Source organism: Mesorhizobium shangrilense (genome assembly GCF_040537815.1).
In the GTDB taxonomy this organism is placed as follows: domain Bacteria; phylum Pseudomonadota; class Alphaproteobacteria; order Rhizobiales; family Rhizobiaceae; genus Mesorhizobium; species Mesorhizobium shangrilense.
In genome coordinates, this window is sequence record NZ_JBEWSZ010000002.1 from 730,398 (window position 1) to 745,411 (window position 15,014).

Genomic DNA, 15,014 nt, shown 5'->3' on the forward strand with positions numbered 1-15,014 from the left:
TAAAGTCGCGACGCTCAACTAGGGCGTGAATATGTGCTGATTTGGGCGATCTCCGAAAGCCCATCGGGAAGGCCTTGTGCCGCGATGCGAAAAACATTAATCCAGCCCGCGTGGGGCCTGTAGCTCAATGGTTAGAGCCGGCGGCTCATAACCGCTTGGTTGGGGGTTCGAGTCCCTCCGGGCCCACCATTATCGTTATTTATCAATGGTTTATTGACCGGTTCGCCACGTGGTTCGCCAATAGGTTCGCCAAGCAGTGGTTTGCGCGTTACCAGCCGTACGACTCGGTCCATGCCTTGCACAGCCAAACGCACCTGCGACGCTTCCCGGGAATAGAGCTCGGCATGGTCGATGTCGTCGTGGCCGAGAACGTCCATCATCTGCCTGGTGGATGCCTCCGCTTCGGCGAGATAGACCCCGAGTGACTTCCTCAGACCGTGAAGCGTAAGGCCCTTCGGCAATCCGGCGAGAGCGCACCAGTGTGCCATGGCACCGGTCAGAGATTTCGCCGAGAAAGGCTGGCCATATCCCGTGACTAGGACTGTTTCGCCGCGCCGGTCCGCGGCGTCTAGGATCTCAGCGAGCATGGGAGTTACTGGAACGAAAAGCCGCTTGCCGCCGGTCCTTCCCTTGTTCTTGGCCTGAACAATATCAAATCCGTCGAATTGGCGCTCCACACCATCGATCAGGACGCGGTGGGTTACGCGCTGGTCCCATCGCAAGCCCGCGACATCGCCTCGACGATTGCCAAGCCAAAGAGCAAGCCCGTAGCACGTGCGCGCGGAAGTGCCGACTGGCCAGCGCCGTTCAAATTGTTCCATTGCATCGCGAGGCCACGCCTTCCAACCGGTATAGGCAGGCCGCCATTCAACCGAGGCGGTAGGGTCTGTCTCGATCCAATCCTGGCGCAGCCCGACATAGACCAATTTGCGAATTGCGACCAACAGGTGCTTCGCCTTGTGAGGCGTGGCAATGAAACGGCCCAGAAGTTCTTCCACATGGGCACGCCTGAGATTCTTGACTGGCACGTCGCGCCAGGTAAGCGAATGATCAGGCACTACCCGCAGGTCCAGGAACTCATCGATTAGACGAGTGTTTTTTCGTCTTGTCGCTTCGTCGTGGGCTAGCCATTTGAGCGATACTTTTAGCCTCTGGGTGGCCGCGCCGAACGTGCCAGGCAGGGCAGCGCCCGGCATCCTGACGACGGGCGCCTTAGGGGCTTTTCGGCCTTCGACGGCAGCTTGATAAGCCTCCTTGAATCCAGGCTGACCAGGTGCAGGCAAACCGACCACGCGCTCCTTGGTTCGATAGCGCCAGCGAACCTTGCCATGGCGATCAGTATAGGAGGAGAGGCCAGGATATTTATCAGTCATCGCAAACGAATCTATTCCTTTCTATGATTCCCCTGCAACAGGAAGTCGACGATATTCTCTTCATCGTCGCCAGGCAGGTCGGCAAACGCCGCCTCAAGTTTGATACGATCCCAAATCACTCGACCGTCCACCTTCTTTGCCTTCGGCATGCGACGGTCCGAAACCATTTGGTCGAACTTGGTGATCCCGACGCCGACGTATCTCGCAGCTTCTTCGCGTGACAGGCCTCGTGGGGGATAAGAGAGCGGGTCGCTTCTCACGGCTTCACCTCTGGTCCCAATTGAGAAATCAGAATTTCCGTAGACCGGCGTCATCTCAGGGGGAAGAGGTGTGATTACGCTGTGCGGCAAACTGCGGTCGCGGCCTGTAGATGGGATGCATCGGCTCGTCAGATTGGTAAGGTTGATGATGGTAGCGCTAGACCGCTACATCGCAACAACCACTATCGAAGGGGCGTTCTTCTGCTATCGGAGGCACGCGGCTTAGTCCAAAACTTTCCAATTTGGGGATAGAGGTTAGCCGATGCCGTCCGAAGGCGGAGGTCACAGGTTCGAATCCTGTCGGGAGCGCTCGACGGGTTCGGGACAACGGAAGCCCACAAAGAGATTGCGACCGACCGAGTAGGCACTAATGCGCGTCGTTTCCACATGTTCATTCCTTCATGAGGATCTCGCCAAGGTCGGCGAGGCGCTCGATCACGTGGTCCGGTCTGAATGGAAACCGCTCCATATCAGCCCGCGTGCTCACCCCCGTAAGAACAAGAGCTGTCTTCAGACCCGATTCCAATCCGGCGGCAACGTCCGTATCCATTCTGTCTCCGACTATGATCGTGTCGGCTGCACTAACTCCTAGACGGTCGAGCGCGCTTCGCATCATGAATGCGTTCGGTTTGCCGATGAAATAGGGCTGACGGCCGGTAGCCTTTTCGATCAGGGCTGCGACCGCGCCGCAGGCCGGATGGAAGCCGCGCTCGGTCGGGCCGGTGGCATCCGGATTGGTGGCGAGAAACCACGCGCCCTTTGCCACAAGCTCGGCGCCGGCGGCGATCTGCTCGTAGTGGTACGAAGTGGTGTCGCCGAGGATCACGAAATCCGGGGCAAACTGCGTGATCCGACAGCCTGCGTGCCGGAGGGCCCCGACCAGGCCATTGTCGCCGATGACATACGCGGATGATCCGGGCTTTTGCAGCTCCACGAATCGCGCAGTGGCGAGCGCCGATGTGTAGATGTGCTCTGGCTGAACGAGGAAGCCAACCGCCCTCAAACGTTCCGCATGATCCTCCGGCGTGAAGCGTGAGTTATTGGTGAAGATCTGAAACGGCTTGCCGTTGCAGACCAGCCCGGCGACATAGTCGATCGAGCCTGCAATCGGCTGGCCGCCGCGGACCAAAACCCCGTCCATGTCAAGCAGGTGCGCCACTATCATCAGACTTCGCCCCGTGATGTCTCTGGATTGGCGCATGGCAAAGGTGCGTTATAGTTCACGTACGTTGTTCCCTTTCAGGTGATGGAGTGGGCCAATGTACGCACCAAGAGCAATGTGGGAACGGCACGCGATCGACCGTGCGGCAATTAGGACATTTGCAGCGTGCAAAAGGGTCCGTTGAAGTTCGCTCGAAGATGACGCGGTGACCGATGGCCGCCCATTTTGGGGGCGGATAGGGTGCATTGGGTCGAGAAATTGTTGTTGTTGCTGATGGTAGCGCTAGCGCTGCCGCCTTTCCCCACATTCGGAAACCTTGCGATATTTTCGACGGTGTTGGGCATGATGGGCCTGTCTCCGTGCTGCAAAGACCGGTGGGGAACGGGAAAGTCTGATCCGAAGCCGACGACTTTTCCGCAACGCGAACGGTAGCTTTGCGCCCTTATTCCGGGCATTGAGCAACGGATTTCCGAATCTTAAAAGCTGACCTTTGATCGCGCAGCCGAAAACTACCCAGATTTCTTCACTGCGCACTAGCAAGTTCTACTGCTCAAAAGGATAGTGGGACGCTGAGGTGGCACGAAGTACACGCGCACAAAATTGAGCGGTCGAGCCTCGCCGGGGAGAAGATCGACATGAACTTGCTGGATATTCAACTGCCTCTTGGCGAGTCGGCTGCCAGCTACATCCAATCCATCTTCGATCGGGAGATGGGCGTCACCCTGAGCAATGCGATCGCTGGTTCTTCCCGCGATGACGCGATGCGGGAGCTGACCCGGACCACCGCAGGACTATACGCAAAGCGCGTTCTCCGCGAACTCATCCAGAATGCCTTCGACGGGGCCAGCAAGGTCGGCGACGCTCGTATCGTGGTCCGCCTGGATATGAACCATGGCGACCACGGCACCCTCTACGTCGCCAATACCGGGGAGGGTTTCACCGAGAGCAATGTCGACGCGATCGCCAATCCGGCACTGAGCAACAAGCGCCCCGGCAATTTTATCGGTCACAAGGGCCTGGGATTCCGCAGCGTGGAACTGCTGTCTGACGAAGTCCAAATATTCTCGGTTGCCGGCGAAGGACGCAACGGAGGTACCTTCGACGGATTCTGCTTCCAATTCGCGACGGCGGTAGACGAGCGGAACTGGCTCGATGGTCACGGCGCGTCCGAGCACGCCGGGAAAGTCGTCGGCAGGGCGCATCGGCTCCAACTGCCCGTTCCCATCATCGATATTCCCCCGCATGTCCGCGATTTCGCAGCCGCTGGCTTCGCAACCCTGGTTAGGCTGCCCCTCCGCGACGAGTCCGCGGCGACACGAGCGGCGGAGGAACTAACTCTGCTCCTTGAAGAAGACACGTCTCTAACCCTATTCCTCGACCGCCTTTCATCCCTGACCCTCGAGCGAATTCCGGTCGAGGGCAAAACTGTTTCGAAGGTGCTTACCCGTACTGCTCGCAATCAGCGTTCGGTATCGCGTGGACGCGGGTTGACCATGCAGACCGTTTCGGTGGACCGGCGGCGCTATCTCATGGCGTCGATGCCAGTCGACGACGATGCGTTCCGGGAGAGCGTTGCCAAAGCTGTTGCCCAGCGTCACCCCGTCGAGAAGTGGTTGGAGTGGAAGGGCGCTCCGGCAGTATCCATAGCGATCCCACTGTCCGCCGACGCAAAGGCGGGCAACTACTTCGCGTTCCTGCCGATGGACACGGTCTCCCCATTCAACGGCTACCTCGATGCACCGTTCTATCCGGACCCGGACCGACGAGATCTCGACCTTGGCAACCCGCTCAATGGCTTCTTGCTGGATTCGGTAGCCGAGCTTTGCCTGGCCGTGGCGGAGGAGCTTGCCGATGCCAATGAGGCCGATGTCGAGATGGCCGCCGCTGCAGTCGACGCGTTGTGCTGGTATGGAGATCCGGACCGGCTGATCGAAGCGGCTGGTCGACTTGGCAGCGAGATCGGCGCGCTCCGCTTCCCCTCCATGCGAAGGAAGGAAGATGCGAGCCGCTGGGCCCGCCTCGATGTAATCTTTGACTGGGATGACGTCGACAAACGATACCTGACCGCAGGGCGTCTGGTCCGGGTGTGCAACATCCCGATGCTAAGGCGCAATCTCGGATCATCGCGCCTAAAGGCGCTACACGATTTTGTCGACGCTACCGAGTTCGGGCTGTTTCCAGCCGCTTCGAATTGGACCGAATGGGCTCCGGCCCTGGCCGAAGACCTGAGATCCAAAGCCAAGAAAGTGCTGCTGGATTGGGACGATTTCTACGCCGATCTGGCCGATCTCAGCGGTGTCCTTCCGCATCTTCGTGGAACGACTATCTTTGTGAACGAGGCCGGCAAGCTGGTCGCGGCCAACAGCCCGGAAACGCTGGCGCAACGCGAGTTCTATATTCGTCCAGCACTCAGTAGCGTTGCCGGCCGACGAATCCGAAAGGTGGCAGGGACCGCATCATTCCCACCGAACAGCGTCGCCAAGAACATGGAGTTCGCCGACCCGGCGCTGCTATGGCCGGTCATTGTCACTAAGGCATTCTTCGACGCTGGCCTGGCAACCGAGTTCAGCCTTCCCAAAGTCATTGAGGGCATCGGCAGATTTTCTGGGCAACGCCCGACCAAGCAAGTGCTGCTCGCCGTACTGAGATGGACGTTCTCCGCATGGTCAGCCAATAGAACGCCCGAGGTGGAAGCCGCGCTTCGGAAGGGCAAGTTCAAGGTACCACCCGCCGAAGGCAACTATCAGTTTGCGACGCAGCTACGGTTCGGTCGAGGGTGGCGTGATACCCAGGGCGATCTGCTTGCCGATTTCGTGGACAACGCCCATAGCGTTTCGCGTGCCGTGGCTAATATGCAAGGGTTACTTCTGCCCTCTTGGGACAAATGGCCCCTAAAGGAGCACGGGACGGCGGCAGATTGGACGGTCTTCCTCAGAGCCATCGGCGTTCGGGATGGCATTGTTACAAACTGGTACAAAGCAATCGAGTACCATGTAGACGTCTGGCGGGGATGGGTCGCTGGCTCGAATTCGCAGTTGCCAATCGAGAGCTCGTTGGGTGGTATCTGGCGGGAGGCAGTTCGCAATGCACCTGATCGACAAGGTTTCTCCTATCAGAGTGGTCACTACTCCACCGACGCCACTCTGACTGCTTTCCCAGGGCAGGCAGATCACACCAAATTCTCTGACGTGGCCAAGCTGGCCTATGCGCGGCTGATCGCGAACTGCATTTCCTCAATCCCGACTGACTCACTAAGCACTGTTCTCCGACGCACAAGTGGGAATTATGACACCGCCCGTTGGCCCAGCCCGTTGCTCGGCTTCCTCAGAGAAGCAGAATGGGTCCCTGTCCTCATCCACGACGCCATCGTGTGGAGGCGACCGCGCGACTGCTGGTACAGTCCCAGGACGGATCCGCTGCCACGTTTCGTTCCCAAGATTGATCGCTCCATTCGGGATCTTCTCGATGCTTCCGCGCAGACTAGGGATTTCTTCTCCAAGAGACTCGGCATGCGCGTGTGGCTCGAAACGTCGACCGCAATCGCGCGTCTGGAACATCTCGGCGAAATGCTTCAAGCCGGGACTGTTCCAGAAAGCGAGCAGGACAGCTTCCGCAAAGCCCATCGCGATGCTTGGATTGATTGGAGTAAGGGGGAACCCAAACTTGTCCTGCCGACCAGTCTTGTGCTTGCCGTGCAATCGGGCGGGCAGTTTGTGCCCTTCGTCACCGGGGGCGGTCCGGAGGAGACCGGCGTCTTCATTGGGGATGGTGAGGACCAGGCCGTCGAAGGCCTGTTGGTCTCCCTCGGACACCCTCTGTTGCCGGCCCCGACCGGATCCGCACAAGCGATGCAGGAAGCGCTGTCCAAGACCCTGGCGAGCAGCCGCTTCGAACTGGTCTCGACCACCAAGCCCACCATTCTCATCGACGGCGCGGAATTCGACCCATCGACTGCCTCCCGGCTGGTCGGCGATGGACGAGAGTGGCTCGCCGAGCTTGGCGTGCTGGTCCTCGAATTCAATCAAGGCTTTACCAACCGAAACACTGCGCGCACGCGCCAGTCACTCTTCGAGGCCTTCGGCCGACTGCACGTGAAGTTCGCGAATGAAGTGGCGGTTCGAATCGAGGGCAAGACCGGCGATCTTCCGCATGAACTCGATGGTGTCCTTGCAGTGCCCCACGGCGACCGGCCAACTCTGATTGTTCAGAGCCAGTCGACGAGCCTCGACTGGCCGACTCTTGCCAGATTGTCCCGCGGCATTGCCCCGGCCGTGGATAGGGCTTGGTTGCATACGGACATGCGCATGGTATTCCAGGCGATCGCCGCAATGCACCCCCAGATCGGCGGTGGGCTTGAGCAACCCAATGACGAAGTCATTGCTCGAGCCATCGGGCAGCCAATCCACCGGGTTCGCGAAGTGCTTCGTTCTCTCAGATCAACCAGTAGAAGACTGTTCGACTTCTTGGTGCCAGCGGCGGTTGTCAGATGGGGCAGCGAGGTCGCTTACCTGTTGCTGGACGGCGAAAGCAAGTTCCTCGAGGATCAGGACATTGTCACCGCATTGTCGGCGACCGGGGTAGACCCGGCAGAGGCACGACAGGTCTTGTTACTGTGCCGCGAAGCCGACAGCATCGATGATCTGCGTCGCGCAATGAACGTGGACCTTCCCACCTTCAACATCGCATTGGTCGAACTGGGCTTGCCTTGGAAGCCGCTCAATTTCGAGGGACGGATTCGCGATGGCTTCGCCTCCCGGATCGCTGAGCGTCGCAACGCATTGGAACAACGCGTTCGTGACGCGTTCTTGAAGGATTTCGACGACCAGAAGGATCTTTCGCGATATGCCGAAGAACGGCGACTGTCGTGGCTCGACATCGACATGGGCTGGATCACCGCTCGAGACACGTTGGAAAATCAGCTGATCGACGACTATTGCAACGACCAGTTCGACAAGCGCTACGGTCAGCAAATCGACCGCGATGATCTCGTTTCGATCGAGACCACTCGCCAGTACAATCGTACGAAGCTGGTCGAGTCCGGCGAGATGTTGCGTAAGCTTGTTTCTGCGTGGCACGCCAAGAATCCGCAACGTGGTACCATGCCCGACGCTTGGCGCGGAAACGTGGAACAGATTGCCCGAGATGCTATGGCCACTGGCGCGATGGACTTCAGACGCACCGACCGCGAGCAACTGCCGGTTCTCCTGGGCGTCGCGGGGATTTGGCCTCAGAGCATGCCTCGGTCGGTCGACCTTGCAGCCCTGGATTTGAAGGAGGACGATCTGCAGGTGCAGGCCCGACGTGAGCAGGAGAACCGCGAAGCTGCCGCAAAGTTGCGGAGAACGGTGACGATTGGGACTACGTCGATCGACGGCGGCCTTGAGGGTGCTTTCCAGGCAGCTGCAACTGCACTCGAAGCGAGTCTCTCGGGTGATGCATTTCTGTCGCGTTCCGGACCAGCAAATCTGCGACGATTCCCAGCCCAAGATGGCTCGGGCCGCTCTCGATCAGGTTCCCGTTCCGGTGGGAAGGACCCGGAATACATGTCGGACGAGCGACGTGGGCTGATCGGTTTCGCTGGTGAATACGCCGCGTACCGCTACCTCAAGAAGAACGTTCGCAATTTTTCGGACGAACACTGGATCTCATCCATGGGCCGCCGTTACCTTGCCCTCGCGGTGAGGCAGGACGAAGACGGCTACGACTTCGAGGTACCGAGGACCCGCGGCAACCTCTACTACGAGGTGAAGGCCCACGAAGGCGACCCGGGCCATGTCGATCTGGAACGCAGCCAAGTGGCGGCTGCTGTTTCATACGCCGACGAGAAGAAGGGGCGATGGCATATCCTCTACGTGGCGTACGCCACCAACCCGGATCGGGTCACGGTCTACGAACTGCCGAACCCTTTCAGCAAGAATGGGCTAGATCTCTTCCGCCCAAGCACAAGGCAGGGCGTCAGACTGCTGATCGAGCATGAAGATGAGTTTCTCAAATAGCGTCTTCCGGTAAGGCAATATCCTGCTTCCGCTGCCACGCAGTCGTCCGACTTTGGCCCGAGAACGGCTGCGTCGGTCTGGGTTCGACCGAAAAGCGGTCAGGCAGCTCACGGCTAACGAAGATAGTGGTGCGTAGCTGCTGAGCTTCGATTCACGGGCAGGACAGACACGATTTCGCCGGTAGTCATATATACGATCGCGCCGCGTGGCGCCGAGGTTGCTTGAAGGTAGCGCTGCAGTTGCTGAACATACGCAGCGCGGTTCAGGCTTGTGTCACGATCGCTCTTCCAGTCCAGAACTTCCACGACTTTGCCGCCCTCGATTGCGATCGCATCGACGCGGCCGGCGAGCAGAGTGCCGGCCTCTATCGCGCCCCAGATGGACAGTTCAGGCACAAGGATAGGCAAGAGACGTTGCACATACGGCAGCCGATAGGTCTGTAGCGTGGTCGTCGCGAGTGCGCCTGGAGCCGGGAGCGGTCCCTCCGCGGGGTCGATGGCAAGAAGCTCGTTGAGAAGACGTTCAGCGCGCGCGACAACGTCATCCTGCGGTGAGAGTTCGCCCGTCAGAAGTTCCTCCATAAGCTTATGAAGAACCAGCCCGCGAGTCCTGCCGGCGCCAATGGGCTCGATATATTCGAACGCGCCGCTCGGTTCGATCGCCATGGTCGGTGCGAGGATTTCGGCACGATCCGCATCGTGGGCACTGGGATTGATCCAGCGAAGTGATGGCGAGGCTGCCTGAACGATGGCGGCTTGCCGTGCGAAAGTATCTGCGTCCTGAGGCAACGCGGCCGCGTCGAAATTGGTGGTCATTAGTGGCTCGAGCTGGTTGAACTTCAATTCCTCAAGCAGGTCGAATCTCAGGTTGAGCAGTTTCGACCAAGCGCCCGGCTTGGCCGACGAAAGATTGGGAACGACCAACAGGTCGCGGGCGCGTGTAGAGGCGACATACCACATGCGTTGATGTTCCAGCGCCTGACGCTGCGCTTGCTCTTCGCGAGCACGCTTGAGCGCCAAGGAACAGACGCCGCCGATGATCCAGTGCAGCGTGTTGTCGGATTGACGATGAACGAAACGTTCGGAGGGTCTTGCACGCGTGCCCATGTTGATGGGGATCACCACCGGCCACTCAAGGCCTTTGGCGCTGTGAATGGTCACGATCTCGACCGCGTCCTTCGACGCGTCGATCCGGCCCTCCTGCCGCGAGGCGCGACGGTCCCAATCGAGCTGGAGATGACGGGCGAAAGACCGGAGCCCCCGGACATCAAATGGCCGCGCCAGTTCAACGATGCGATCAAGATTGGCAAGTGAGCGCGCAGCCCGGTTGTTGCCGCTGCGCGCCGACAGAGCGACGCGCAGCTGAAGCTGCTCTATGGCCTCGGCCAACAAAATGCGCGGCGTCGTGACGTTCACCCGCGCGCGGAGTTTTTGCAGGTTCTCGAGAACGGAGCTGGCGATGCGATGGGACACCAGAGGCGGCGGTGTCGTGATGTCAAAGAGGCCAGTCGGTGAAGCGTCTGGTCCGGCCTGATGGACCTCTTCGGCGATGTCGAGCAGCTCTTCATCGGTTAGACCCACCATGGGTCCACGCATGAAGGCACCGAAGGCAAGCCGGTCGCGCGAATCCGCCAGCGTCCGCAGCAGCGCCAGAACGTCCTGGGTCTCCTGCTGGAGCAACAGTGTCTTGCCAGCCTGCGACGCGACGGCAAGCCCAAGCGCCTCCAGTGCCCGTTCGTAGCGCCAAAGGTCAGTTCCGGTTGGAGCAAGCAGGGCAATGTCGCCCGCTTCAAGGAGGCGGCGCCTGCCATCGTGCTCGTCTTCGATCTCGATTGCTCCGACGAGTTTGGAACATATCCGCGCAACGATGGCTGCCTCGTCGTCGCGCTGCTCGGGCATACTCGCCGTTCGACCGTCGCCAATGGTCACATGGGACGCGGAAGGCAGTCCATGGAAGGCGCCTTCGCGTGTGGCGGTGAGTGCGCCATAACTTGGCTGACCGTCAGCATCAAGAACGGGTTGGAATGCGGCGTTCACGTAGTCAATGATGCCTGGCTGGCAGCGAAAGTTGGCCCCGATATGGACAACGCGTTCGTCCCCCAGGCGTCCAATCGTCCGCTTCGCCTGATTGTAGCTGTCGATGTCGGCACCACGAAAGGCATAGATGGATTGCTTGGGATCGCCGACCATAAACAGCGCCCCGTCGCGAAGGTCGGCATCCTGCCAGCGATCGGGCATGGCGCGCGCCGCGATCGAAAACAGGATGCTGGCCTGGATGGGATCGGTGTCCTGAAATTCATCGACCAGGATATGCGCAAAGCGTCGACCGACAGCCTCGCGCACGACATCGTTCTTGGTCACAAGGGCATGGGCGCGCAGCAGGAGGTCGTCGAAATCGAGGACAGCCGCGTCGCCCTTGCGTTCAACATAGAGGTCGGTGACGGGGTCGAGGGCACGTGACATCTGATCGACCATGGCATCGCCGATCTGGCCGAGGAGTTCTGCGAATTGCGTCTCACAGTCATGGGAATGCGTCTCGGCCTGGTGATCGAGTTCTGGTCCTTTGTCCTTGCCATAGGCCGATCTCCAATAGCCGAGATTGCGCTGCTTTTTAAAAGCGAACTCGTTCCATTTCATCGAGGCAGTGCGCGGCGGGTCGGCAAGTTCCCATAGCCGAGCAAATGTCGGCTGCGTCTCGAAGCAGTTCTCGTAGAATGCGGCGAGGGTTTCGAACTCTCCAACCAGGGTCCCGGTGCGGCCTTCCTTGGGATAGTCCGCTTGCCAGCGTCGGAACGCACGGACGCTCTCGACAAAATCGATATCCTTGCGCAGCGAGAAGTCGACCGAAGCCGTGCCGACCCCTGGGTGTTCAAGCTTGAGCTTGGCAAGGTCGAAGCTATCCTTGACGACCTTCAAGGGTTCGAACCTGGAGAGGACCGCGACCGGATCCTCGCCCCCCCTGGTTTGTAGGGAGAGACGCTCGAACAGCCATTTGGAGATGACGCTCTCGAACATCGTATCGGCCGCAGGCCCATCCATCATTCGCGATCCGGGATCGAGTCCCGTTTCGACGGCATAGGCCATGATAATCTGTTGGCAGAACGCGTGAATCGTGCACGCGGTTATCTCGTCGAAGGCATCGATTGCCGACTTGAGGACAGCCTTCCGTTCGTTGAGCAGCTCAAGGGTTACAGCGCCGCGCAGGACCTTCGGGATTTCTCCTGCCAGCAACTCGGTTGCGTATTCGCGAATACGCAGCGAAAGCTCGCTGGCGGCCAGTTCGGTAAACGTAATCGCGGCGATGCTGCGGGGCGGCGCACCGTATAGCATCAGCATGACGACGCGGCCGGCAATCAGCGACGTCTTGCCCGTGCCAGCGGCCGCTTCGACCAGCAATGTGCTGTCGAGTTCCGTGAGAACGCGACTGCGCTCGAACGCATCGCTCAGCATCACCGCTCCCTCCAAAGGGGCGCGAGCTTGTGCTGCGCGGCGTTGAAACCTTCATCCTTGCGCCCCTGGTAGCGGTCGAGCGCCGCAGGCAGCGCGATCCTGAGTTGGTTGTAGCCAGCAAACGCATCTGGTCCCGGAAAGGCGATCCCACCTGTGAGCCCTTCGACCGCGATATCGATGAAGCGCAGCAGCGTCTCTTCCGCTTGCTCGAGCACATCGCCTTCAAGACGCGCGGGAGGTTCCATGGTGTCGAGGTAGACCAGGCGGGAGATGATCGTGCTTGCCTCGGGGATGAGCTGTTTGATCGTGACGGCGTAGAGCGCGCGCTGAACTTCCGCTCCGCCGGCGAGGATGACGTCGCGCAGATCGCGCGGGGTCTTGCCTGTCTTGTAATCGGACATCCGGACGCCACGGCGGTCGGGCTTCACGTCGACGCGGTCGATGCGACCCTTCAAGAGGATGCGGAAACGGCCGATCAGGACCTCTTGTTCTTCGCGCCAGGGATCGGAACGCTTTGCCTGCGATTCAGGCGTGCCGAACGGCACCTCGCTGAAACTGTGGGTGCCAGGACCGAAGCGGTCATCGACTGTCAGTCCGCGGCGGGCCCGTCGCCGTGCCTCTTCGATCGTGTCCAGCCAGAGCAACCTCGGCGGCACTGCCCGGGTCAGCGGCCAGTGCTCCGCGATGGTGTTGGCTGCTGCCTCAAGCGCGGTATCGATTTCATCTGGCGTTGCGCTGACAAGGCTGGGCATGCGCTCGACCGCAAGGCGCAGCAATTCATGCACCAACTCGCCGAAGGTCATCGCATCGAGTTGCAGCGGCTGAATAGCGAGCTCAGGCGCGGTCATCCCCAACACTCTTAGCCACACATAGCCCAAGGGATCACGCAACAGCCGCCGCAGCGAGGTAGCGGATTGCGGCAAGCTCAGAGCGCGCAGAACAGTCGGATGGTCCTTCCGGAACCCGCCGTCATGTGGCGTTGTTTCAAGCCTGCGCGTCCAGTCGGTCCAGCAGGAAATGACGCTCTGTATGCGCGGCAAGGCGAGCGCATCCTCGGCGCGAGCCAGCAGACGATCCCCCTCGCTGAACGCATGCTCCGGCGCTCTCGTCCGGGAAAGGGGACGCTCGGCAACCTGACGCTGCAGCAATCCGCTCTTGGCGATGAACGCGCCTTCGGCCGATCGCCTGCTGCGCGACAGGGTGACCTTCGAATCTGGGTGGCCGGTCAGGATCTCAAAGGCCAGCCGATCGCGCTCGAGCCGGGGCAGGTCCACCAACTCGCGCTCGTTGAGCACATGCTCGGGCAGGAGCGGGTCAGCGTTGCCGCCACGCGGCCAGCTTCTGCTCGAAAGCCCAAGCAGACGCATATGCTTGCGTGGCGCACCAACCAGGTCCGCCGCCCGTGCCCAGACCACATTGTTGGCAGGGTCGCGCTCATCCGCGATGCGCAACGACGTCAGAGTCATCTCCATTGCTGCCGCCGGCGCCAGACGAAGGGCCTCCTGCCAGAGCCCAAAGCTGCTGCCGCGCAGGAGCAACTTTCCGAGTTTGACCGCAGCTTTTGCGCCGTCCACAAGGTCATAAAGCACCGGCATCACGATCGTTGCGATCGGGGGACCATCTGCAGGGGAGAGTGTCTCCAGACTTTTTGCCCAATGCTCCGGCTCAAACAGACCCGCCTCGGTGGAGATACCTTTCATCCAGTCAGTCGGAAGTGCCTCCGACAGATAGGGGGAGAGCTGGGACAGACGACGAATGCGATCCTGCGACAGACCGTTGATCATCGCATCGGCGAGCGCCGCGCAGGTCTGGCCGGCGCGCGTGCTCAGGGCTGAAACGCCGCCAGCGAAATGGATCGGGAGATCAGCGTCCGCCGCCAGGACCAGCATGTGATCATCCCACACGCTCAAGTCAGCACTGGCGATCGCGATGTCGCTGGCTTGGGTCACGCCATCGCTCAACAACGCGCGCGCCCAGCGAAGCGCTTCAACCACCTCCGCGCGTGGATCGGCGCAAACCTCACAGATCAGCTGTTCGGGGCGCTGGAGGGGTCTTGCCAGGATCTTACCAGGAAACCAGCTCCGGTCGCGCGTGCCTGGCGCGTCCCACGTGATTTCGATGACCGAGGCGAGGGCTCCGACGAGGGGCCGCCAGAGCGGGTCGACGGAAACAAGACGGTGGAGATGGAGAGGGCCGACGACAGTGCGCGCATGATCGATGCGCGCAATCGCCCGATCGCGCAGATCCACGGGCAATAGCGCGCCGGTTGGAAGATGCTCGCGTAAGAAGGCTTCGATGTGACCAAGGTCGCTCAGCCTGGCGCTTGGATTGAGTGGATCGAAAAGGCGAATGTCAGCGGCCCACACGCGCTCCAGACTGGAGAGGACAGCCCGCGCCATGCCAGGCCTTGCCTTGACCTTTTCGAGTTCTTCAAAAGTAATCTCTGCAAGTGCTCGGGCAACGATTGGCACAAGCGTTGCGTGGTCGGCTGGTCGGCTGAAACCGCCCGCGAGGCGCGCCGCGAGCAGCGGGACTGTGGCGACGTCGAGACCGTGGTCACCCGCTTGCGCGGCTGCGACACGTTGCATGCGAAAGGCTAAGGTGCCCTCGACGACGACGGTGTGACGTTCCATGGTGACAAGGACATTTGTTGCGGCGCTGCAAGCCGGTCATCCGAATGTAGATTCTGACGTATCGTAGATCAGGGACCTTGGACTGCAAGCCTACCGTTTACAAAAGCAGGGACAACCTTTTTCAGATTGCCTGCTAACATG

5 protein-coding genes, 1 tRNA gene and 1 pseudogene are annotated in these 15,014 nt (G+C 60.3%); 2 read left to right on the forward strand and 5 right to left on the reverse strand.

Going from position 1 to position 15,014, the window contains the following annotated elements:
• Positions 1 to 113: 113 nt before the first annotated feature.
• A tRNA-Ile gene (locus ABVQ20_RS28250) sits at positions 114 to 189 on the forward strand.
• A 143-nt stretch (positions 190 to 332) separates the two neighbouring features.
• Here the strand turns inward: ABVQ20_RS28250 and ABVQ20_RS28255 are convergent.
• From ABVQ20_RS28255 to ABVQ20_RS28265, 3 genes and pseudogenes are all read right to left on the reverse strand, one after another.
• Positions 333 to 1,373 (reverse strand): annotated as a pseudogene (locus tag ABVQ20_RS28255) (tyrosine-type recombinase/integrase); the annotation flags it as partial.
• 11 nt (positions 1,374 to 1,384) lie between these two features.
• Positions 1,385 to 1,687 (reverse strand): hypothetical protein, encoded by a 303-nt coding sequence (locus ABVQ20_RS28260; protein WP_354463156.1) that lies wholly within the window; start codon positions 1,685 to 1,687, stop codon positions 1,385 to 1,387.
• A 337-nt stretch (positions 1,688 to 2,024) separates the two neighbouring features.
• Positions 2,025 to 2,798, reverse strand: coding sequence for an HAD-IIA family hydrolase (locus ABVQ20_RS28265; RefSeq protein WP_354462952.1), 774 nt, complete (start codon positions 2,796 to 2,798; stop codon positions 2,025 to 2,027).
• Positions 2,799 to 3,430: 632 nt separating this feature from the next.
• On the opposite strand from ABVQ20_RS28265, the gene ABVQ20_RS28270 reads away from it, so the two are divergent.
• Positions 3,431 to 8,791 carry an ATP-binding protein gene (locus tag ABVQ20_RS28270; RefSeq protein ID WP_354462954.1) on the forward strand — a complete coding sequence of 1,787 codons (5,361 nt, stop codon included), beginning with the start codon at positions 3,431 to 3,433 and terminating at the stop codon, positions 8,789 to 8,791.
• A gap of 113 nt (positions 8,792 to 8,904) precedes the next feature.
• Here the strand turns inward: ABVQ20_RS28270 and ABVQ20_RS28275 are convergent, their stop codons facing one another.
• Complete coding sequence (locus ABVQ20_RS28275; protein WP_354462955.1) at positions 8,905 to 12,240, reverse strand: UvrD-helicase domain-containing protein; 3,336 nt, start codon at positions 12,238 to 12,240, stop codon at positions 8,905 to 8,907.
• Positions 12,240 to 14,873: a PD-(D/E)XK nuclease family protein gene (locus tag ABVQ20_RS28280; RefSeq protein ID WP_354462957.1), complete on the reverse strand. Its 2,634-nt coding sequence runs from the start codon at positions 14,871 to 14,873 to the stop codon at positions 12,240 to 12,242. Before ABVQ20_RS28280 ends, ABVQ20_RS28275 begins: the two co-directional genes overlap by 1 nt.
• Between the last annotated feature and the right edge of the window lie 141 nt (positions 14,874 to 15,014).

Bases quoted from the DNA above. Each gene is read 5' to 3' on its own strand.
- ABVQ20_RS28275 (WP_354462955.1), bottom strand. From the start codon at position 12,240: ATGCTGAGCGATGCGTTCGAGCGCAGTCGCGTTCTCACGGAACTCGAC.
- ABVQ20_RS28265 (WP_354462952.1), bottom strand. From the start codon at position 2,798: ATGATAGTGGCGCACCTGCTTGACATGGACGGGGTTTTGGTCCGCGGC.
- ABVQ20_RS28270 (WP_354462954.1), top strand. From the start codon at position 3,431: ATGAACTTGCTGGATATTCAACTGCCTCTTGGCGAGTCGGCTGCCAGC.
- ABVQ20_RS28280 (WP_354462957.1), bottom strand. From the start codon at position 14,873: ATGGAACGTCACACCGTCGTCGTCGAGGGCACCTTAGCCTTTCGCATG.
- ABVQ20_RS28260 (WP_354463156.1), bottom strand. From the start codon at position 1,687: ATGACGCCGGTCTACGGAAATTCTGATTTCTCAATTGGGACCAGAGGT.